Raw genomic sequence first — 19659 nt, 5'->3', positions numbered from 1 at the left:
GGTGCTGCCGGCGACAAGGGCGGTTCGGGCGGTTCGGGTGCATCCGGCGCCTCCGGTCCGTCCGGTCCGTCCGGTGCCTCCGACGGGGACAGCGTGTACGACACGGCGGCGCCGGGCGGCGGGACCCCGTCGGTGCCGCTGGACCCGCCCCGGACGCCGCGCACCCCGGGGGCCGGGGCGCCGCCCGTCCAGCTGGACAAGCCGCGTTTCGACGGGCCCGAGGACGATCCGGGCTCCATCCCGCCGCCCCAGGTGTACAGCTCCGGCGCGAACGGCTGGGATCTGGTGCTGCTCAACTTCTCGGACGCGCCGCAGGCTCCGCCGAAGCCGATCCCCGAGCAGCGTGCCGGGGACGGGGCGGGAGCGGCGGGTGCGCAGGCCGCCGATCCGGCGGGGGCTGTGGCTGGGGCGGCTGCGGCGGCCTCGGCGAAGGGGAAGAAGCAGCGCAAGGCCAAGGGGAGGGCGACCGCCGCGGGGAAGGCGAAGGCGCAGCCGACCGCCCCCGCCGGCCAGGCCGGTGCCGGTGCGGGCGCAACTGCCGGTGCGGGCGCGAGTGCGGGCGCGGGCGTCGGGGCCCGTCGGCCGTCCCTGCTGGTCCTGCTCTCCTGCGGGCTGCTGATCGGCGGCGCCGCCATGAGCTTCTTCCCGGCCATGCTGGTCGGCTGGGCCCTCGGCTACCTGTCCCGCCAACTCTCCGATCTGATGCGCAAGTTCGTCATCCTCGGGATCCCGCTGATCACGATGAGCGCGGCCACCCTGCACGCCATGCAGGCCAAGCCGGGCGCCCAGGGCGGCGCGGGCGTGCAGGCCGGTGCGCAGTTCAGTCAGATCAGCTGGTCGGCGGCCCCGGGCGTGCTGCGCCTGTCGGCGGTGCTGTCGGCGGTGGTGCTGCTGCTGTTGAGCCTGCGCCGTCGTCCGCCGCAGCAGGGCTGACGCCCGGGACGAGGGCGGCGAAGCCGGTGCAGAGCAGTCGGATGCTCTGGGTGAACTTCTCGTCCTGGCCGATTCGGGGGATCAACTCGCCCATGATCAGCGGAAACTCCGCGCACAGGTCGGCGTAGAGCTCGGCGCTGACGGGTGGTGGGGCCGGTGGCTGGTTCTGTTCCTGGAGGACGAAGCCGGTGACGTGGCTGAGCAGGATGTCGGCGGCGATGCCGCAGTGGACGGTGGGCAGGCCGGCGTCGAGGAGGGTGCGCAGCAGGCGTTCCATCAGGGAGAGGCCGCCGGAGCTGAGGACGCCGGGGCTCTCGGCGAGGAGCAGTGCGCCGCCGGGGTGTTGCTGGATGCTGCGGCGCAGGGTGGCGGCCTGGGCCTCGACCCGGTCCCGCCAGGTGGCGTCGGGGGGGAGGGCGGCGAGGGCCGCGGTGCCGGTGTCGTAGGCCTGTCGGCAGACGCGGTCGGCCATCAGGGTGAGCAACTCGTCCTTGCCGCGCACGTGGTAGTAGAGGCTGCCGGCGTGGGCGTCGAGGCGGTCGGCGACCTGGCGCATGGACAGGTTGTGGTAGCCGACCTCCGCGAAGACGGCCATGCCCGCATCGACGATGCGCTCCTTGGTGAGCTTCATGGCTCCACCGTACAACGCTTTCCAACACTGTTCGAAAACTGTGCTAGCTTTGCCCTGCCCGGTTTTCGAACGGCGTTGGAATGTGATGGGGGAGGGGCAGTCATGGGGGCGATCCTGTTCAACGTGACCACGGCCGCGCTGATGGTCATGATGGTCAACTGCGGGCTCGGTGTGGTCGGCCGGGACACGCTGCGGGGGCGGCCGATCCCGTGGGCGGCGGTCGCCCTGACCGCGCTCGCCGTCGGCGGCGTGCTGCTCCAGCTGCTCTGGTCCGGTGCCATGGACGCGCTCGACGCCGACCCCGCCAAGTCCGGCTGGTGGCGCGAGTTCACCTCGGTGTTCATGCAGAACGGCGGCCTCGGCGGCGGCCTGTGGAACCTCGCCACCCTCGCCGCCGTCGCCGTGCTCGCCCAGTGGTACTGGGGCGGCCCGCTCACCCTCGCGTTCTTCCTCGCGGGCATCCTGCTGCCCGGCCGGATCGACGACCTGCTCGGCTTCGGCGACGGCCCCAGCACCGACCCCCGCAACTTCGCCGGCAGCTCCGGCGCCACCTACTTCCTCGGCGCCACCCTGGCCCTCGCCTTCCTCACCCGCACCCGCCTCCCCAAGGAGCGCGCCCTGGCGGTCGGCGTCCCGGTGCTGGGCCTCGCCATGTGGCTCGCCCAGGACAACGGACACGGCCTGGTGGCGGTCTACGGCTTCGCCCTCGGTGCGGTGGCCTGGGCGGTTCGCGGTCGCCTGGCGCGACGGTAGCTTGGGCCCGACCCGCTGAGCCCCGCCCGACCCGCCACGACCCGGAGGTGCCCGATGGCCCGCCTGTACGTACGGCCCGGCCCGAATCCCGACGAACCGGACGCGCCCGCCGCGGTCCTGGTCGTCGACCCCGACGGCACCCCCGGTGAGCGCGCCCTGGACCGGCTCGGCTCGTACTGCTACGAGGGCGACGGGGTGTTCTACCTGGTGCAGACGGACGGTTGGTTCGAGCCCTCCCTGGAGGGGGACCGGCTGGCGATCTCGGTGGCCGTCTACCCGGTGGCGCTGGAGCAGGTGGGCGTCGACCCCGCCGACTTCCCCGACCGCTCGACCGTCGACCCGCGCGCCCACCTGGTCCTGCGCGCCGGGACGACCGTCGATCCGGTGCTGCCCGCCTGGTTCGACGAGGGGCTGGCCGTCTTCACCGCCGGCCCCGGCACCCCGCTCGAAGACCTCCTCGCCTCCGAGGACGACTGGCCGATCATCCTCGCGCCGCCGCCCGAGGAGATCCAGGACAGCGACGCCGAGTAGGGCATCGCCCCGCCGGGCCCGGATCGCCCGCCCTGTCGGGCCCGGATCGCTCAGCCCGGCGGCCGGTGCGACCTCCGCTCAGCGCGCGAAGCCCGCCAGCAGCCCCCGCGGGTCGAAGGTCACCCGGATCCGGGTGATCCTCCCGTTCTCCACGTGGCTCCAGTTCGCCGTCGGCGCCGGTGGCGCGATGCTCGTGTGCAGGTCGAACCAGGTGATCACGTCGTCCCCCTCGGCGACCCGGGCGTGCACCTCGATCTTCTCCAGCACCTGCCCGAGCCCCTTCAGTCCGGCCAGGGCCTCCTCCACCCCCGACACCGTGGCCAGCGGGCCCACGAAGTCGACGTCCTCCGCCAGCAGCCCCCGCAGCGTCTCGAAGTCGCCCGCCTGCCAGGCCGCGAAGTAGGTCTCGGAAATCCCACGTGCAGTCTTCGTCGTCGTCATGCCTCCATCCCCGTCGTCGACGCACCGGTCCGGGCCCGCCTCGGCCTGGTCGCCCGACCCGACCAGCACTCGCCGGCCGTGCGCCTGCTGCACGCCCGGCTCCGTGCGTCCCTGCGGGCGGCGGACTGAGCGCGGCCGGCTGAGCGCTCGGGCAGCCAGGCGGTCAGGCGGTCAGGTGGTCGGGCGGTCGGGCGGTCGGGCGCTTGGGCGCTTGGGCAGCCAGGCGCTCAGCCGTTCCAGCGCGGATCGCGCCCGGAGGCGGCCAGCGCGCGGTCCAGCGTCGGAGCGCCGTCCGGCACCGCCACCGGGGCGGCGAAGCCGCCGTACCGGCGGTACAGCTCGGCGTTCTCCTCGACGACCGCCAGCACCAGCTGCGCGAGCTCCTCGTCGATCCCGATCGGACCGCCGGTCGTCCGGGCGACGTCCCAGCCGTGCAGGACGAGCTCCGCGATCAGCATCCGGGCGATGCCCTCCGCCGGTGCCGAGGATCCGCCGAGGTCGACGTGCCCCTCCCAGACGGCCGGGTCGGCCCAGGTCGCGACGGCGCGGTCCAGCCGGGCCGCGTAGGCGGCGGGCCAGCCGGGGTCGGCGGTGAAGTCGCGGTCGACCAGTTCCTCGGGCAGTTCGGTGCGGCGGGCCCGGTGCTCCAGGCCGTGCGAGGTGTAGAGCACCCAGTGGTTGACGAGCGCACGGGCGTCGAAGTCCGTGCAGGGTGTCGGGCCGTCCAGCGGGTGGTCCGCCGGGACGCCGTCGGCGACCCGGGCGGCGGCCGCGGCGGCGCGCGCCAGCAGGGGGTGCAGCGGGTGGGTGTCCCGGGTCGGGTGATCGTTCATGCCCCGATCCTGCGCCGGTCGGGCCGCCGGGTCTTGAAGAAACGCGACGGCCGGTGCCCTGACCAGGAGCGACGCCGCGGGCCCCGGCCAGGAGCGCCGGCCCGGGGCCCGCGGTGGCCGCCCCGGCTGCGGCAACCGGTTCAGAGTAGGCAGGCAGACTGCTAATATTAAGCAGGCAGCCTGCCTATCTCTACCGGGACCTCCCCAGCAGGCCAGCTCCGTCGCAGAGGTTCCGGAGGAAGGGGGCCGACATGCCTCTCCCCGGTGACACCCACACCCCGCAGCAGACGGCCACGACCGCGACGCCCACCGGCAACCCCTTCGGCCCGCGCTTCGTGGCCCCGCTGTACCTGGGGGCCTCGCTCAACCCGGTCAACAGCTCGATCATCGCGACCGCGCTGGTGGCCATCGCGGCCGCCCTGCACCTCCCCGTCGGGGACACCGCGGTCCTGATCTCCTGCCTGTACCTCACCAGCGCGCTGGCCCAGCCCGCCGCCGGGCGGCTCGCCGAGGAGTTCGGGCCCCGGCGGATCTTCGTCGCCGGCATCGTGCTGGTGTTCGCGGCCGGGATCGTCGGCACGCTGGCCCACTCGATGGCCGCCCTGATCGCGGCCCGGGTGCTGATCGGCGCGGGCACCTCGGCCGGCTACCCGGCCGCGATGCTGCTGATCCGCCGCCGCGCCGAACAGGCCGGCTACCAGGCCCCGCCGCGCGGGGTGCTCGGCGGCCTGGCGATCACCGGCGCCGCCACCGTCGCCGTCGGCCCCGCCCTCGGCGGACTGCTGGTGGGCTGGTTCGGCTGGCAGACCGCCTTCTGGATCAACATTCCGGTCGCCGCCGTCGCCCTGGTCCTGGCCGTGGTCGGGATCGCGCCGGACCCCGACCCGGTGCGCCTCGGTTCACCCCGCGCCCTCGCCTCCCGCCTCGACCTGCCCGGCATGCTGGGCTTCGGCGGCTCGCTCACCGCCCTGATGGTCTTCCTCGCCGCCCTGCCGCGCCCGGACTGGCCCGCGCTCGCCGCCGCCCTCGTCCTCGCCGCCGTGCTGGTCGGCTGGGAACTGCGCGCCGCCCACCCGTTCCTCGACGTCCGGCTGCTCGCCTCCAACGGGGCCCTGACCCGCACCTACGTGCGCAACGGCCTGACGCTGATGGGCACGTACGTGATCCTCTACGGGCTCACCCAGTGGCTGGAGGCGGCCCGCGGGCTGTCCGCCTACCAGGCCGGCCTGGCGCTGATGCCGATGGGCGTCCTGAGCGCCGTGACCGCCCGGGCGGTGGCACGACGGACGGGCGTGCGGCTGCCGTTGATCGCCTGCGCGGTGCTGCTGCTGCTCGGCGCGGTGGCCGTGCTGTTCGTGGGCGTCGGCACCCCGATGGCGGCGGTCGTCGCCGTCAGCGCGGTGTTCGGGCTGACCTCCGGCGCCGGGACGGTCGCCAACCAGACCGTCCTCTACCAGGAGGCCCCCGCCGCGACGGTCGGCACCGCCTCCGGACTGCTGCGCACCTTCGGCTACCTCGGTTCCATCGCCTCGGCGGCGATCACCGGCGCCGCCTTCCACGACCGGGTGGGCGACGCCGGCCTGCACTCCATCGCCTGGGTGCTGGTCGCGATCTCCGCCCTCCTCCTCGTCCTGACCGCCTGCGACCGCCGACTCGCCGAGTCCTAGCCGCCGCAGGCGAACCGGCCCGGACCCACCCGGCCCGGGCCCACCTCAACCCGCAGAGAGCCGATCCACGACATGACCACCATGACCACCGTGACCGAGACCGCGCCCGCGATCGACCCCGCGCGCACCGCGCTGCTGTTGATGGACTTCCAGCCCGCCGCCCTCGGCGCCGTCCCCGACCCGGAGGGTCTGCTGGCCCGCGCGGGCGAGGCACTGGCCTGGGCCCGCGCCCACGGCACGCACGTCGTCTTCGTCCGCGTCGCGTTCGCCGAGGCGGACCTCGCCGCCGTCCCCGCCCGCAACAAGGCCTTCGCCCGGGTCGCCGAGGCCGGCCACCTCGCCGACGGCCACCCCGCGACGGCCGTGCACGAGTCCCTGGAGATCCGCGAGGACGACGTGACCGTGCGCAAGACGCGCTTCGGCGTCTTCGCCGGTGACACCGATCTGCGCGCCGAACTGCGCGGGCGGGACGTGGACACCCTGGTCCTCGCCGGGCTCTCCACCAGCGGGGTGGTGCTGACCACCCTCCGGCAGGCGGCCGACGAGGACTACCGCCTGTTCGTCCTGGCCGACGCCACCGCCGACCCCGACCCGGAGGTGCACCGGGTGCTCATGGAGAAGGTCTTCCCGCGCCAGGCCTGGATCGTCGCCATCGCGGACCTGGCCGCCCTGAGCGTGCCCGGGAGCCGGTGAGGCGCGGCGGAGACGTGCGACGGGGTCTGGCGCTAGCCGCTCACCACTTCCCGGACCGCCGTGAGGAAGTCCGCCGTCCGGGGATGGGTGGGGTGAGCGGGGTGGGCGAGGTAGACGGTGGCGCCAGGGGCGTCCGAGACCGGGAGGAAGCGGACGCCCGGATGGCTGTGGCTCTCCGCGGTACCTGCCGCGCCGAGGCCGAACGCACCGCCGGTGGCGATGAGGTTCAGCCACTCGTCCACGTTGCCCACCTCGACCGTCCCGACCGGGCACTGCTCCGGGGGCCACAGGTCCGGTGAGGCGGTACCGACACCCGGCCACAGGGCCAGCGGGAGGTCCTGGCCGACGGTGAGTTCGGCCAGCAGCACCCCGTCCCGGTCCGCAAGGGGGTGGTCGTCGGACAGGGCCGCGACCTGGCCCTCCGTGTAGAGGGCCTCGGTGCGGATACGCGGATCGGCGGGGACGGTGCGGAGCACCGCCACGTCGGTGTCCCCGGTGGCGAGGCCCGCGGTGCTGTTGTCCCGTCGGACCACCTCGAGCGGGGCGTGCGGGTGTGTGCGGCGCCACGACCGGAGCAGCGGGACGGTCTGCTGTCCGAGCACCGCGCAGGTGTAGCCCAGCCGTAGGGGGCGGGAGATCGTCCGGGCGTCCGCGAGGGCCGCATCCAGGTGGGCGAGGATCGCCCGGGCGTGTTCGAGGAGGGTGGTGCCGGCCTGGGTGAGGGCCAGGTGCCGGGAGGAGCGGTCGACGAGCCGGACGCCGACGCGGGTCTCCATCTGGGCAAGCGTGCGGGAGAGGGCGGGCTGCGTCATGTGTAGCCGGGCCGCGGCGGCGGTGACGGTGCCCGCCTCGGCCAGCGCGTCCAGGGCCCTGAGATGGCGCAGTTCCACATCATCCATGCCTGTGGAGCATAGTCCCTGCCCAAACGGCATTTCCGGGGACGGGGCGTGATCCGTAGCGTCACAGGTACCCGGGGCGGTTCCCGGGGTTCGGTCCCGAGACGTGATGGACGGTGTGGGTCATGAGGATTCTTCTGGTCGGTGCGAGTGGAACGCTGGGCAGCGCGGTGCGCCGGGCGCTCGCGGAGCGCGGCCACGAGGTGATCGGCGCGGGCCGCACGGGCGGGGACCTGGTGGCCGATGTCACCGACCCGGAAGCGGTGGCCAGGCTGTACGCGCAGGCAGGCCCGCTGGACGCGGTCGCGGTCGCGGCGGGCGCCGCCGTGTTCAAGCCGCTCGGCGAGCTGACCGCCGGCGATGTCGCGGCGACGTTCCGCGGCAAGGCGCTGAGCCAGTTGGAGCTGGTCCGCCAGGGCGCCTCACACGTAGCCAGGACCGGCTCGTTCACTCTGGTCAGCGGGATCCTCACCGAGGAGCCGATCGTGGCCGGGGCGGCCGCATCCGCGGCGAACGGTGCCGTCGAGGCGTTCGTACGAGCCGCCGCGATCGAACTCCCGCCCCAGCGGATCAACGCGGTGAGCCCGACCGTGGTCGAGGAGTCCCTGCCCGCCTACGGGCCCTTCTTCCCCGGCATGGAGGCGGTACCCGCGACCCGCGTGGCGACGGCGTACGTCCGCTCGATCGAGGGCGCGCAGACCGGCCAGATCTACCGGGTCCGCTAGAAGCAACCGAGCCGGCGCGAAGGACGGGCCCTAGCTGTCCGCCAGGCGGTTCATGATCTCCGCCGCCCGGTCGAGCGTCTTGCGCTCGCCGGCCCGGAGGGTGGATCCGATCACCTCGGCCAGCCACGCCTCCCGCGCCGCCGGGATCCGCTCGCACAGGTCGGCTCCGGCCGGGGTCGCGCTGAAGAGGGACTTGCGCCCGTCGTTCGGGTCCTTGGCGGCACTGACCAGGCCGCCGGCCCGCAGCGCGGCCACGGTCTCCGCCATGGACTGGCGGCGCACGTGCTCGGCCTGGGCGAGTTCGGTCACGGTCGCCGGGCCTTCCTGCACGACGCGGTGCAGGGTGGTCAGGTGCGACCAGTTCCACGGCAGGTCGTCGATCGGGGCCTCGGTGCGCAGCCGCGCCCGCAGCCGCGTCATCGCGCGCATCAGCTCGACGGCGGTGTCCTCGGGCGGGGCCGGTTCGCTACTCACCGTGCCAGCTTATGGCAGGGCGCAGCCGCCCCGACCGGCGCCGGAACCCCGGCGTACGGGGGCGGGGCCGACCGTCCGGCGGATCCTCGCGCCACGCCCTGGCCTGTCCGGTACGGACTCTCCCGACGCCGCGCGGCGGGTCATGCCTCCAGGAAGCGCTGCAGCTCGGCCAGCATGAAGTTGGCGCCGGTGTACCCGATCCCCTGGAACCACAGCTGGTCGTCCACCGGGAACGCCCGGTGCGCCTTGACCGCCCCCAGCGCCTGCCAACCTGGGCTCTCCAGTGCGGCGTCGGTGCCGGCCAGGGCCGGATCGCCGGAGGTGGCGTACAGCAGCAGGTCGCCGTCCGCCTTCGCGATCTGGTCCAGCGGGATCTCGACGTCGGACTGGTCGACGTTCTGCGCGTCCGGCCGCCCCACCTGGGCGTCCGACAGCACGATCCCGGGGAAGCTCTGCTTCCCGAACAGCCGGATCCCGCCGCCCTCCACGAACCGCACCAGGCTCACCTTCCGGCCGGACGCCTTCGCCGCCGACAGGGCCTGCACCACCTGGTTGGCGTGCCGCTGGTACGAGGAGACGAAGGCCGCCGCCGCGGCCTCCCGGCTCAACGCCTGGGCGTGCACCTGGAAGTCGGCCTTCCACGGCGCGCCGGTGGTCTGGGTGAGCACGGTCGGCGCGATCTCCCGCAACTGGTCGTAGCGGTCGCCGTCGCGCGCCTGGTTGGAGAGGATCAGGTCAGGCCGCAGCGCCCGGATCGCGACCAGGTCCGGGGCGCCGGCCAGGCCGACCCGGTGGATCCCGGCGACCCGGGAGGCCGGCCAGTAGGCGGGGAACCGGATGTCGGCGGCCGGCAGCGCGGCGCCCACCGGGGTGATGCCGAGGGTCAGCGCGGAGTCCAGCACGTCCGTGTCGAGGACGACCACCCGCAGCGGCTCGCCCGGCACCAGCACCGGCCCGGTGGCCGCGTCCACCGTGACCGGCGGCACCGGGGTGGGCGAGGCGGACGCGCCCAGGCCGTCGGCGGTCGGCGGCGCCGACCGCCGGGTCGTGCAGGCCGCGAGCGCGGCCCCGCCGAGACCGGCGAGGAACGAACGGCGGGCGATCCGGTGCATCGGCGGTCCTCGGGAGTGAGGCTTCGGGGGCGCGCCGATTATGTCCGGTTTGGTGTGGAATTGCCGTCAGGCGTCCACGGCCGCCGCCCACGGGGCCCCCGGAACGACCAACGGCGTGCCCGTCACCGGGTCCGGCACCACCACCGACTCCAGCCCGAACACCTCCCGCACCAGCTCGGCCGTCACCACCTCGGTCGGCGCGCCCTGCGCCACCACCCGGCCGTCCCGCATCGCCACCAGGTGGTCCGCGTACCGGGCCGCCTGGTTGAGGTCGTGCAGCACCGCCACCACCGTCCGGCCGCGCTCGACGTTCAGCCGGCGGACCAGGTCCAGCACCTCCACCTGGTGCGCGATGTCCAGGTAGGTGGTCGGCTCGTCCAGCAGCAGGATGTCCGTGCCCTGCGCCAGCGCCATCGCGATCCACGCCCGCTGCCGCTGGCCGCCGGACAGCTCGTCCATGCTGCGCTCGGCCAGCTCCGCCGTGGACGTCCGCTCCAGCGCCTCCGTCACCGCCGCCTCGTCCTCCGGCGACCACTGCTGCCACCAGCTCTGGTGCGGCTGGCGGCCCCGCGAGACCAGGTCCGCCACCGAGATGCCCTCCGGCGCCGTCGGCGACTGCGGCAGCAGGCCCAGCCGCTGGGCGATCCGCTTCGTCGGGATCCGCGCCAGCTCCTCGCCGTCCAGCAGCACCGCGCCCCGGACCGGCTTCAGCAGGCGCCCCAGGGCCCGCAGCAGCGTCGACTTGCCGCAGGCGTTCGGGCCGACGATCACCGTCACCCGCCCGTCCGGGATGCCGACGTCCAGGCCCTCGACGACCGTGCGCGCCTCGTAGGCCAGGGTGAGGCCCCGGGCCTCCAGACGGTGAGCGGACATCAGGAACCTCCACGACGGGAACGAATCAGCAGCCACATCAAGTACGGCGCGCCGACCATGCCGGTCACCACGCCCACCGGCAGCTCGGTCGGCGCCACCAGCCGCCGGGCGATCAGATCGGCCAGCACGACCACCAGCGCGCCCGTCAGTGCCGAGCAGAACAGCGGGACCTGCGCGGACCGGACCAGCCGCAGCGCGATCTGCGGGGCCATCAGCGCCACGAAGTCCACCGGCCCGGCGGCGCCCGCCGCGCACGAGGCCAGCACGATGCCCAGCAGCGCCATGCCGAGGCGGATCCGGTCCAGCCGCAGGCCCAGACCGACGGCCGTCGCGTCGTCGAAGGAGATCGAGCGCTGCGCCCGCGCCGCCCACAGGACGACGGGCACGGCGGCGAGCAGCACCCAGGCCAGCCAGCCGGCCTGGTCGTAGCCGGCGCCGTTCAGGCTGCCCGTCATCCAGACCTTCGCGGCCTGCGCCTGGAAGCCGTCGCCCTTGGTCAGGAACACGGAGGTCAGCGAGGACAGGGCCACGCTGATCCCGATCCCGATCAGCACGAAGCGCTGCGCGTGCAGGCCGCGCCGCCACGCCAGCGCGTACACCAGCAGCCCGGCCACCAGCCCGCCCGCCACCGCCGCGTACGGGGCCTGACCGGTCGAGCCGACCACGCCGTACGCCATCAGCCCGACGACGGTGGCGGTCGCGCCCCAGGTCACGCCCACCACGTCGGGGCTGGCCAGCGGATTGCGGGCGACGGTCTGGATCAGTGCCCCGGCCAGCCCCAGAGCGGTGCCGACCAGCAGGCCCACGACCACCCGGGGCAGCCGGAACTCGCCGACCACCAGCTCGTGCGGGCTCGGCTGCCCGAGCACCACCTTCACCACCTCGACCGGGGACACGGCCGACTCGCCCAGGCAGAGCGAGGCGACGACCGTCCCGGCCAGCGCGACCAGCAGGCCCAGCGCCACCACCGCCGACCGGCGGTGCAGCAGCACGGACGCCCGCCCGGCCCGCAGCACGGCGTACCCGCGCGGGGAGACGGCGCCGCGCCCGACGGTTCGCACACCCTGCGCGCTCATGACGCGACCACCTTCCGGCGGCGCACCAGCGCGACCAGGACCGGGACGCCGACGAGCGCCGTCATCACGCCCGCCGGGACCTCCGACGGCGGGAAGAGGACCCGCCCCAGGGTGTCGGCGAGCAGCAGCAGGGCCGGGCCGAGGACGGCGGAGAAGGCGAGCGCCCAGCGGTGGTCCGCGCCGGCGACGGCCCGCGCCGCGTGCGGGACGGCGAGGCCGACGAAGGCGATCGGCCCGGCGGCCGCGACGGCCGAGCCGGTCAGCACCGTCGCGCCGAGCGCGCCGACCGCCCGGACCAGGCCGGTCTTGGCGCCGAGGCCCTTGGCGGTGTCCTCGCCGAGCGCGAGCGCGTCCAGGCCGCGGGCCACCGCGACCACCAGCACCGTGCCGACGGCGAGGAACGGCAGCAGCTGCCAGGCCACGTCCGAGGTCCGCCCGGAGAGCGAGCCGACGTGCCAGAAGCGGAACTGGTCCATGGTGGCCGCGTCGGTCGTCAGCACCATGGTGTTGAGCGAGGCGATGAACGCGGACATCGCCGAGCCGGCCAGCGCCAGCTTGATCGGCGTGGCCCCGCCCCGGCCGCGCCCGGCCAGGCCGTACACGAGCACGGTGGCGATCACGGCGCCCGCGAAGCCGAACCAGACGTAGCCGGTGAGGGTGGAGACGCCGAAGCCGGAGATGGCGAGGACCACGCCGGCCGCCGCGCCCTGGGAGACGCCGAGGATGCCGGGGTCGGCGATCGGGTTGCGGGTGAGGCCCTGCATGACGGCTCCGGCGAGGCCGAGCGCCGCGCCGACGGCCAGCCCGACGACGGTGCGCGGCACCCGCAGCTCGCGGACGACGACGGCGTTGGCCGTGTCGCCGCCGTGCAGCAGGGCGTCGAGGGTGTCGCCGAAGGGGATGGTGCGGCTGCCGACCGCCAGGCTCAGCAGCACCGCGGCGGCCAGGACGGCCAGCGCGGCGGCGAGCCACAGTATTCGGCGGCGCGCTGTCCGTCGCGCGCCGGGTGGCGCGGTGGTGTCGGTCATGGGCCCTCTCCGCAGACAACTCAGGTAAACCTAAGTTCCCGTCGGAAGCCGGGGCAAATTGCCTCGTCCCCCCGAACCGCCCGTTGGATAGCCTGGCGGCATGCCCGAGACCCGCACCGCCCCGCTCACCGTCGGCTTCGACCTCGACATGACGCTGCTGGACACCCGGCCGGGGATCCACGCCACCTACCTGGCGCTCGCGGCCGAGACCGGCGCCCGCATCGACGCCGACCTGGTGGTCACCCGGCTCGGCCCGCCGCTGCTGGACGAGATCCGCAACTGGTTCCCGGAGGACGAGGTGGAGCGCGCCGTCACCCGCTACCGCGAGCTCTACCGCGACCTCGCCTTCGCCCCGACCGTCGCCCTCCCCGGCGCGCACGCCGCCGTCGAGGCGGTCCGCGACCACGGCGGCCGGGTCGCGGTGATCACCGGCAAGTACGAGCCGAACGCCCGCCTCCACCTGGAGCACGCCGGGCTGCACGCGGACGCGCTGGTCGGCGACCTCTGGGCGGAGACCAAGGGCGAGGCGCTGCGCGAGCACGGCGCGAGCGTCTACGTCGGCGACCACCTCGGCGACATCCGGGGCGCCCGGCACGCGGACGCCGTCGCGGTGTGCGTGGCCACCGGCCCGTACAGCGCGGACGAACTGCGCGCGGCCGGGGCGGACGTGGTGCTGGCGGACCTCACCGGCTTCCCGGCCTGGCTCGACGCCCACCTGGCCGACTGAGCCCCGGCCCCGGGGCACGCCCGGAGCCACGTCCCGGGACCGGGGCCTAGGACGCGCCCGCGGACTCCACCCGGCGCCGCTGGGCCCGCGCGTTCAGGAGCAGCCCGGTCAGCGCGGCCAGGAAGCCCGCCGGCATCAGCATGCTCAGCCAGTACGCGGCCGTCGGCAGCGGCGTCAGGTGCAGGAACAGCGGGACGAAGGTGACCAGGGTGGCGAGCGCGCCCAGACCGAAGACGATCGTTCCGGCCTTGACGTACACGTCGCCGGGGTCGGCGCTCTGGCTGCTCACGTCTGCTCGCTCCTCGGGGCTGGTCGGGCGGTCGGTCCAGTCTGGCAGAGCGGCCGCCGGCCCCCGCCACCGGAGCGGCCCGGTCACGTTGCGCAGTTTCTCGGAAGCTGAACGTTTTGATCCCTGCTGGGCGGGGGTATGCAGGGGGTGCCGAGGGGTGCGACAGGTGCGCCCCGTTTCCTCAGACCCGGGGGTGTGAGCCGATGGACCGTGCTGAGCCGCGCCCCGGCCGTGCCAGTACCGGGTCGCCCGTGATCGCGAGAACGCCGCGCCCGTACCGCCCCCAACGGGCCTTGGAACGCGGATCTTTCGCGGAACGCGGATGAGGCAGTGACGGACCGTTAGTCTGCTCCTGACAGCGTGCTGACCATGAGCGCCCGCGGGCGCCGAGTCGAGGTCGGCTGCCTTCCCCACCACCCAGTGATCCCCGGCCAGGGCCGGGATCCCTCACACCCATTCGAGGACTGTCGAGATGCCCACCGGCCAGGTCAAGTGGTTCAACGAGACGAAGGGCTTCGGCTTCCTGTCGCGCGACGACGGCGGCGACGTCTTCGTCCACACCAAGGCGCTGCCCGCCGGTGTCACCGTGCTGAAGCCGGGCCAGCGGGTCGAGTTCGGCGTGGTCGCCGGCCACCGCGGCGACCAGGCGATGGCCGTGCAGCTGCTGGACGCACTGCCGTCGGTGGCCGCCGCCCAGCGCAAGAGCGCCGACGACATGGCGCCGATCGTCCAGGACCTGATCACCACGCTGGACGCGGTGCTGCCGGGCCTCCAGCACGGCCGCTACCCGGCCAAGGCGACCGGCCAGAAGCTGGCCGGCCTGCTGCGCGCGGTGGCCGACCAGTTCGACGTCTGACCGGGGGGATCAGAACGCCAGCGCACCCGGGTCGAGCGGCGGCACCAGCCCCTCCGCGGCGGCCCGGGTGAGCAGCGCGCGGACGGCCGCGTAGCCCTCCTCGCCGAGGTCCGCGGTGAACTCGTTCACGTACAGGGCGATGTGCTGGTCGGCGACGGCCGGGTCCATCTCCTGGGCGTGCGCCAGCACGTACTCCCGGCTGGCGCTCGGGTCCGCCCAGGCCTGCCGGACGGAGGCGCGGACGGCGTCGGCGAGCGCGCGCAGCCGTTCGGCACCGAGCGAGCGCCGGGCGACGATCGCGCCGAGCGGGATCGGCAGGCCGGTCTCCTGCTCCCAGGCCTCGCCCATGTCGGCCAGGCTGTGCAGGCCGTACTGCCGGTACGTGAACCGGGCCTCGTGGATCACCAGGCCGGCGTCCACCCGGCCGTCCCGGACGGCGGGCATGATCTCGTGGAACGGCAGGACGACGATCTCGCCGAAGCCGCCGGGCACCGCCTTCGCGGCCCAGAGCCGGAACAGCAGGTAGGCGGTGGAGCGTTCGGACGGCACCGCCACCGTCTTCCCGGTGAGGTCCGCGGGGGCGTCCGTGCCCGGCCGGGTGAGCACCAGCGGGCCGCAGCCGCGCCCGAGCGCGCCGCCGCAGGGCAGCAGGGTGTACTCGTCCAGGACCCAGGGCAGCGCGCCGTAGCTGATCTTCAGGACGTCCAGTTCGCCGCGCTCGGCCAGGCCGTTGGTGACGTCGATGTCCGCGAAGGTCACCTCGGGGGCGTCCGCCCCGGGCACCAGGCCGTGCGCCCAGGCGTGGAAGACGAAGGTGTCGTTCGGGCAGGGCGAGTACGCGATGCTCAGCCGTTCAGCCACGGCCGGCCTCCTCGATCAGTTCGTGGACGGGCAGTGCGGCGAAGGCCCGCTCCAGGGCGGCCAGCGCCTCGCCGATCCGCCAGGCGGCCCGGTCGCGCGGGCCGACCGGGTTGGAGACGGTCCGCAGTTCGAGCACCGGCACGCCGTACCGGGCGGCGGCCTCGGCCACGCCGAAGCCCTCCATCGCCTCGGCCAGGGCGCCCGGGTGGCGGGCGGCCAGCGCGGCGGCCCGCTCGGCGCTGCCGGTGACAGTGGAGACGGTCAGCACCGGGCCGGTGGCGGCGCCCAGGGCCCGGGCGGCCAGTGCGACGGCGGCCGGGGGAGGGGTGTGCCGGACGGTGCCGAAGCCCAGTTCGGTGACGTCGGCGAAGCCCTCGGGGGTCTCGGCGCCGAGGTCGGCGGTGACGATCGCGTCGGCCAGCACGGTGGTGCCGACCGGGGCGTGCGGGGCGAACCCGCCGGCGATCCCGGCCGAGACGACCAGGCCGTAGCGGCCCCCCGAGGCCGCCCGCGCCCCCAGTGCGGCGGCGGCGGCGGCCGCGGCGGCGGCCGGGCCGACCCCGCCCGCCAGGACGTCCACCGGGGCGCCCGCGGCCCGGTGCAGCGCACCGCCGGGCAACGGCAGCACGGCGGCCGGGCCGGGCAGGCCGCGCAGGACGGCCTCGGCCTCGGCGGGCACCGCGACGACGACGAGCAGCCGGGCCCGGTCGGGGCCCGGCTGCTCGTCGCGCTCGTCCGTGACGGCGTGTGCGGTCATCGCGGGAGCGTCAGCTGTCCTGGGTGTTCAGCTGGAAGTACCAGACGGCGACCGGGTTGTCCGAGTTCTTGTCGCCCTCGACCACGGTGACCAGGGTCTTGCCGGAGGCGTTCAGCACCTGGCTCGCCGGCTGGGAGCCGGAGAAGGTCGGGCCCTTGGCGTAGGAGAACAGGCTGTAGCGCCCGCCCTGGCCCTGCGAGCCGCCGTTGCTGAAGGCCCACCAGCCCTTGTCGGCCACGTTCGGGGAGACGCCGACGCCGACCCGGTCGCTCACCACGACGTCGGAGGTCGGGAGGGTGCCCTCCGCGAGGGCCTGGGTGGCCTTCTGCTGGCACTCCTGCTGCAGGTCCTCCGTGATCGGGCTGCCGCCGTTGAAGCACAGCGGGTCCGCGACGATCGAGGAGTTGCCGACCGTGAGGGTCGCGCGGTGGGAGCTGTGCTCGGTCTGGCCGCTCGCGATGGCGACGGACGTGCCGACCGTGGCAGCACCGACCACGACGACGGCGCCGAGGGCGGCGATGGCACGGGTATTGAGGCTCATGCGTCAGAATCTACCGGGCTTCGCCGATCACGCTACGCGGGGGTCGGCCACCGCGTGTTGCCCGTGGCCGGTTCAGGCCACCCTGGGCGCCGTCGGGCGCCGCCGCAGGCCCACCCGGAACAGCGTGCGGACCGTCCACAGCAGCATCAGACCCACCACCCCGGCGGCCACCGACAGACCCAGCACGCCGTTCAGCGGCAGCAGGATGCCGACCGCGCCGCCGGCCACCCAGGACAGCTGGAGCAGCGTCTCCGACCGCGCGAACGCCGAGGTCCGCACCGCCTCCGGGACGTCCCGCTGGATCAGCGCGTCCAGCGCCAGCTTGCCCAGCGAGGCCGCCACCCCGGCCACGCCGGCGACCAGGACCACCGTCACCACGCCGTACCAGAGCGCGGCCGCCGCCGTCGCGCCGGTCGCCAGCAGCAGCATCGCGGTGACCGTCGCCTCCGAGCCCCGGGTGCGCAGCCAGGAGCCCAGCACCGAACCCAGCGCGTTGCCCGTCCCCGCCGCCAGCGCCACCAGGCCCAGCGCCAGCGTCGGCCGCAGGCCCCCGATCGGCTCGTCGCGGAGCAGGAACGCCAGGAACATCACCAGGAAGCCGACCAGCCAGCGCAGCGCCGACATCGCCCGCAGCGCCAGGATCACCGACGGGCCGACGGTGCGCAGCGAGGCCTTCGGGGCCCGGGCGTCCTCCGGCGCCCGCGCGCCGTGCACACCGCCGTGCACACCGCCGTGCACCTCGGCGTGCATCTCGGAGTGCAGGAGGGCGCGCTGCTCGCCCTTGGCGGAGTCCACCGCGTGCGGCAGGTGGAAGGCCATCAGAGTGCCGATCACGAAGACCAGGAACGCGCCGCGCAGCGGCCAGCCCGGCCCGATCAGGTGCAGCAGGCCGCCCACCCCGGCCGCCACCCCGGTGGCCAGCAGCCCGGCCAGGGTGACCCGGGAGTTCGCCTTCACCAGCGACAGCCGACTCGGCAGCAGCCGCGGCACCACCACGCTGCGCACCACCCCGTACGCCTTGGACGCCACCAGCACGCCCAGCGCCTCCGGGTACAGCGCCAGGCCGCCGCCGGTGATCACCCCGGCCATCGTCCAGGCCAGCACCGCCCGGGCCAGCATCGACATCGCCATCGCCGCCCGGCGGCCGTGCGGCAGCCGGTCCAGCAGCGGGCCGATCACCGGGGCCAGCAGGGCGAACGGGGCCATCGTGATCAGCAGGTACAGCGACACCCGGCCGCGGGCCTCGCCGGTGGGCACGGAGAAGAAGATGGTCGAGGCCAGCGCGACGGTGATCAGCATGTCGCCGAAGGAGTTCAGCGCGTGCAGTTCGATCAGCTTCGCCAGGCCGGATTCGCCCGCGCCCTCCGCGGAGGTGGCCTTGCGGATCCGGCGGCCGGTGCCGTGCACCACCCGGCCGGTGCGGGCGCCGGCGGCGGAGGCGGTCCGGACCAGGAGGTTGCGGCTAGGCTCGGGATCCTCTTCGCCAGGGTCCCCGTCCAGGGCGGCGAGCCGCCGGGCGTGGACGGCCGGGTCTGGGCCGGTGTCGGTCAGGGTGGCGATCGCGGCGCCGGTCTTGACGAGGCTCACGGGGGCGGCGGGCGACTCGAAATCGCCCCCCGGCTGCGGTTCGCCCGCAGCGGGGGCCGGAGACTGCTGTCGCGGCACGGCGTCCGCCTGGTCGGGGCTGCCGGCCTGAGAGGCGTGCAGTGCGTGCTGCGACGGGTCCTCGTCCGCCACATGCCCATCCTGCCCCAGAATCGCCGCAGTGACGCGGGAATCCACCCCCCTCGGCGCGGCCCCGGAACGGCCGCCACCGCCCCGGACTGTGCCGGGGCGCCGACCGGCGGGTAGCCTGCCCAAGGGCCGCGCGCCGAGCGCCGGGGCGCCGGCAGGCCCGGACGAGCGGCGCGGCCGGTATCCGCGGCGGCCCCTGGTCGCGCAGAATGGACAAGGGACTATCGAGCCGCGACGGAACAGGCAACACGCCGTGGGCGACAGAAGAACTGGGAGAGAATCGACGCCGTGAGTGCTGCGATGCGAAGCCGTACCCCCGATCGGCTCTGTGCCGAGGCCGTCGAACTCGCCCGGAAGGCGGCCGAGGAGGCCGTCGGCCCGGAGACCGTCGGACCACATCTCGGCGCCCAGGCGGACGCCGACCGCGTCGTCACCCACACCTTCGAGTGCCTGGACGCCGCCTACCGTGGCTGGCACTGGGCGGTCACCGTCGCCCGTGCCCCGCGCGCCAAGAACGTCACCCTCGACGAGGTCGTCCTGCTGCCCGGTGCCGACGCCGTCCTCGCCCCCCAGTGGGTGCCGTGGAGCGAGCGGCTGCGCCCCGGCGACATGGGCCCGGGTGATTTGCTGCCCACCGGCGCCGACGACGCGCGCCTGGAACCCGGCTGGAGCGGCGAGGACGAGCCCGCCCCGAACTCCGCGGTCGCCCTCGCGGCCGAGGAGGACGTGGTCGTCACCGACCCGGGCATCCAGCCCGCCCCGGCCCGGGCCCGGATCAACGCCGTCGCCGAGGAGCTCGGCATGGGCCGCAGCCGGGTGCTCTCCCGGCTCGGCCTGCACCTGGCCGCCGACCGCTGGGAGAAGGCGCACGGCGCGCAGACGCCGATGGCGCAGGCCGCGCCCGCCGCGTGCGGCAGCTGCGGCTTCCTGATCCCGATCGGCGGCTCGCTCGGACAGGCCTTCGGCGTGTGCGGCAACGAGTTCGGGCCGGCGGACGGGCAGATCGTCTCCTTCGCGTACGGGTGCGGCGGGCACTCCGAGGCGGCCGTCATCCCGGCCCCGCCGGCGCCGTCCGAGCTGATCCTGGACGAGCTGGTGGTCGAGCCGATGCAGCTGCACCCGGACCGCACCTCCGGCTCGGTCGAGCCGGACGCCCCGGCGGAGGAGCTCGGGCACTCCTGACGATGTGTGCTCCGGCCCGCTCCACCGAACCGGTGGGGCGGGCCGC

The 19659-nt window shown here is 74.8% G+C and carries 23 protein-coding genes; 9 read left to right on the top strand and 14 right to left on the bottom strand.

The annotated features are described in order from the left end of the window. Positions 1 to 93 precede the first annotated feature (93 nt). Positions 94 to 933, top strand: coding sequence for a hypothetical protein (locus AB0P03_RS33100; protein WP_363584900.1), 840 nt, complete (start codon positions 94 to 96; stop codon positions 931 to 933). Here AB0P03_RS33100 and AB0P03_RS33095 read toward each other — a convergent pair. Then, positions 830 to 1564 carry a TetR/AcrR family transcriptional regulator gene (locus AB0P03_RS33095; protein ID WP_363584902.1) on the bottom strand — a complete coding sequence of 245 codons (735 nt, stop codon included), beginning with the start codon at positions 1562 to 1564 and terminating at the stop codon, positions 830 to 832. The genes AB0P03_RS33100 and AB0P03_RS33095 overlap by 104 nt on opposite strands. A gap of 102 nt (positions 1565 to 1666) precedes the next feature. Here AB0P03_RS33095 and AB0P03_RS33090 point away from each other — a divergent pair, with 102 nt between their 5' ends. Together AB0P03_RS33090 and AB0P03_RS33085 are read left to right on the top strand one after the other, a co-directional pair. Next, the gene (locus AB0P03_RS33090) at positions 1667 to 2317 is read left to right on the top strand and encodes a hypothetical protein (protein WP_363632257.1); all 651 of its coding nucleotides are present in this window, start codon (positions 1667 to 1669) and stop codon (positions 2315 to 2317) included. A 54-nt stretch (positions 2318 to 2371) separates the two neighbouring features. Beyond that, complete coding sequence (locus AB0P03_RS33085; protein ID WP_363632256.1) at positions 2372 to 2848, top strand: hypothetical protein; 477 nt, start codon at positions 2372 to 2374, stop codon at positions 2846 to 2848. A 78-nt stretch (positions 2849 to 2926) separates the two neighbouring features. On the opposite strand, the gene AB0P03_RS33080 is transcribed toward AB0P03_RS33085, so the two are convergent. Beyond that, positions 2927 to 3289, bottom strand: a complete 363-nt coding sequence (locus AB0P03_RS33080; RefSeq protein ID WP_363584908.1) for a nuclear transport factor 2 family protein — start codon at positions 3287 to 3289, stop codon at positions 2927 to 2929. A gap of 227 nt (positions 3290 to 3516) precedes the next feature. Next, a complete protein-coding gene (locus tag AB0P03_RS33075) occupies positions 3517 to 4122 on the bottom strand; it encodes a TIGR03086 family metal-binding protein (protein WP_363584910.1) in 606 nt (201 codons plus the stop codon). Between the two features lie 251 nt (positions 4123 to 4373). Here AB0P03_RS33075 and AB0P03_RS33070 point away from each other — a divergent pair, with 251 nt between their 5' ends. Both AB0P03_RS33070 and AB0P03_RS33065 read left to right on the top strand, forming a co-directional pair. Then, positions 4374 to 5789 carry an MFS transporter gene (locus AB0P03_RS33070; RefSeq protein WP_363632255.1) on the top strand — a complete coding sequence of 472 codons (1416 nt, stop codon included), beginning with the start codon at positions 4374 to 4376 and terminating at the stop codon, positions 5787 to 5789. Positions 5790 to 5861: 72 nt separating this feature from the next. Then, positions 5862 to 6482, top strand: a complete 621-nt coding sequence (locus tag AB0P03_RS33065; protein WP_363632253.1) for a cysteine hydrolase — start codon at positions 5862 to 5864, stop codon at positions 6480 to 6482. Positions 6483 to 6514: 32 nt separating this feature from the next. Here the strand turns inward: AB0P03_RS33065 and AB0P03_RS33060 are convergent, their stop codons facing one another. Beyond that, positions 6515 to 7381, bottom strand: coding sequence for a LysR family transcriptional regulator (locus AB0P03_RS33060; RefSeq protein WP_363584916.1), 867 nt, complete (start codon positions 7379 to 7381; stop codon positions 6515 to 6517). 122 nt (positions 7382 to 7503) lie between these two features. On the opposite strand from AB0P03_RS33060, the gene AB0P03_RS33055 reads away from it, so the two are divergent. Then, positions 7504 to 8103, top strand: coding sequence for a short chain dehydrogenase (locus AB0P03_RS33055; protein WP_363632251.1), 600 nt, complete (start codon positions 7504 to 7506; stop codon positions 8101 to 8103). A 30-nt stretch (positions 8104 to 8133) separates the two neighbouring features. Here the strand turns inward: AB0P03_RS33055 and AB0P03_RS33050 are convergent, their stop codons facing one another. The 5 genes from AB0P03_RS33050 to AB0P03_RS33030 all read right to left on the bottom strand — a co-directional run bounded on the left by AB0P03_RS33050 (position 8134) and on the right by AB0P03_RS33030 (position 12666). Then, positions 8134 to 8577, bottom strand: a complete 444-nt coding sequence (locus AB0P03_RS33050; protein WP_363584920.1) for a MarR family transcriptional regulator — start codon at positions 8575 to 8577, stop codon at positions 8134 to 8136. Between the two features lie 140 nt (positions 8578 to 8717). Continuing rightward, on the bottom strand, positions 8718 to 9689 hold the full coding sequence (locus tag AB0P03_RS33045) for an iron-siderophore ABC transporter substrate-binding protein (protein ID WP_363584922.1): 972 nt from the start codon (positions 9687 to 9689) through the stop codon (positions 8718 to 8720). Between the two features lie 66 nt (positions 9690 to 9755). Beyond that, a complete protein-coding gene (locus tag AB0P03_RS33040; protein WP_063348212.1) occupies positions 9756 to 10562 on the bottom strand; it encodes an ABC transporter ATP-binding protein in 807 nt (268 codons plus the stop codon). Then, on the bottom strand, positions 10562 to 11638 hold the full coding sequence (locus AB0P03_RS33035) for an iron ABC transporter permease (protein WP_363632249.1): 1077 nt from the start codon (positions 11636 to 11638) through the stop codon (positions 10562 to 10564). The genes AB0P03_RS33040 and AB0P03_RS33035 overlap by 1 nt, the downstream gene beginning before the upstream one ends. Next, on the bottom strand, positions 11635 to 12666 hold the full coding sequence (locus tag AB0P03_RS33030; protein WP_363632247.1) for an iron ABC transporter permease: 1032 nt from the start codon (positions 12664 to 12666) through the stop codon (positions 11635 to 11637). The genes AB0P03_RS33035 and AB0P03_RS33030 overlap by 4 nt, the downstream gene beginning before the upstream one ends. 100 nt (positions 12667 to 12766) lie before the next feature. On the opposite strand from AB0P03_RS33030, the gene AB0P03_RS33025 reads away from it, so the two are divergent. Then, positions 12767 to 13393 carry an HAD family hydrolase gene (locus AB0P03_RS33025; protein ID WP_363584930.1) on the top strand — a complete coding sequence of 209 codons (627 nt, stop codon included), beginning with the start codon at positions 12767 to 12769 and terminating at the stop codon, positions 13391 to 13393. Between the two features lie 46 nt (positions 13394 to 13439). On the opposite strand, the gene AB0P03_RS33020 is transcribed toward AB0P03_RS33025, so the two are convergent. Then, entirely contained in the window at positions 13440 to 13682 is a 243-nt protein-coding gene (locus AB0P03_RS33020) for a hypothetical protein (RefSeq protein WP_363584932.1), read from the bottom strand. 472 nt (positions 13683 to 14154) lie between these two features. Here AB0P03_RS33020 and AB0P03_RS33015 point away from each other — a divergent pair, with 472 nt between their 5' ends. Then, positions 14155 to 14538 carry a cold-shock protein gene (locus AB0P03_RS33015; RefSeq protein WP_063348207.1) on the top strand — a complete coding sequence of 128 codons (384 nt, stop codon included), beginning with the start codon at positions 14155 to 14157 and terminating at the stop codon, positions 14536 to 14538. A 9-nt stretch (positions 14539 to 14547) separates the two neighbouring features. Here AB0P03_RS33015 and AB0P03_RS33010 read toward each other — a convergent pair whose 3' ends face one another. The 4 genes from AB0P03_RS33010 to AB0P03_RS32995 all read right to left on the bottom strand — a co-directional run bounded on the left by AB0P03_RS33010 (position 14548) and on the right by AB0P03_RS32995 (position 18107). After that, the gene (locus AB0P03_RS33010) at positions 14548 to 15399 is read right to left on the bottom strand and encodes a 1,4-dihydroxy-6-naphthoate synthase (protein WP_363584936.1); all 852 of its coding nucleotides are present in this window, start codon (positions 15397 to 15399) and stop codon (positions 14548 to 14550) included. Continuing rightward, positions 15392 to 16156 (bottom strand): futalosine hydrolase, encoded by a 765-nt coding sequence (locus AB0P03_RS33005; RefSeq protein WP_363584938.1) that lies wholly within the window; start codon positions 16154 to 16156, stop codon positions 15392 to 15394. The genes AB0P03_RS33010 and AB0P03_RS33005 overlap by 8 nt, the downstream gene beginning before the upstream one ends. A 10-nt stretch (positions 16157 to 16166) precedes the next feature. Then, positions 16167 to 16697, bottom strand: a complete 531-nt coding sequence (locus AB0P03_RS33000) for a hypothetical protein (protein WP_363584940.1) — start codon at positions 16695 to 16697, stop codon at positions 16167 to 16169. Between the two features lie 72 nt (positions 16698 to 16769). After that, a complete protein-coding gene (locus AB0P03_RS32995; protein WP_363632274.1) occupies positions 16770 to 18107 on the bottom strand; it encodes an MFS transporter in 1338 nt (445 codons plus the stop codon). A 624-nt stretch (positions 18108 to 18731) separates the two neighbouring features. Here AB0P03_RS32995 and AB0P03_RS32990 point away from each other — a divergent pair. After that, positions 18732 to 19613: a DUF3027 domain-containing protein gene (locus tag AB0P03_RS32990; RefSeq protein WP_363585068.1), complete on the top strand. Its 882-nt coding sequence runs from the start codon at positions 18732 to 18734 to the stop codon at positions 19611 to 19613. The last annotated feature ends 46 nt before the right edge of the window (positions 19614 to 19659 follow it).

Source organism: Kitasatospora sp. NPDC088779, from assembly GCF_040685395.1.
In the GTDB taxonomy this organism is placed as follows: domain Bacteria; phylum Actinomycetota; class Actinomycetes; order Streptomycetales; family Streptomycetaceae; genus Kitasatospora.
Note: the sequence above shows the minus strand (reverse complement) of the source record. Positions and strands in the feature narration are given on the sequence as shown.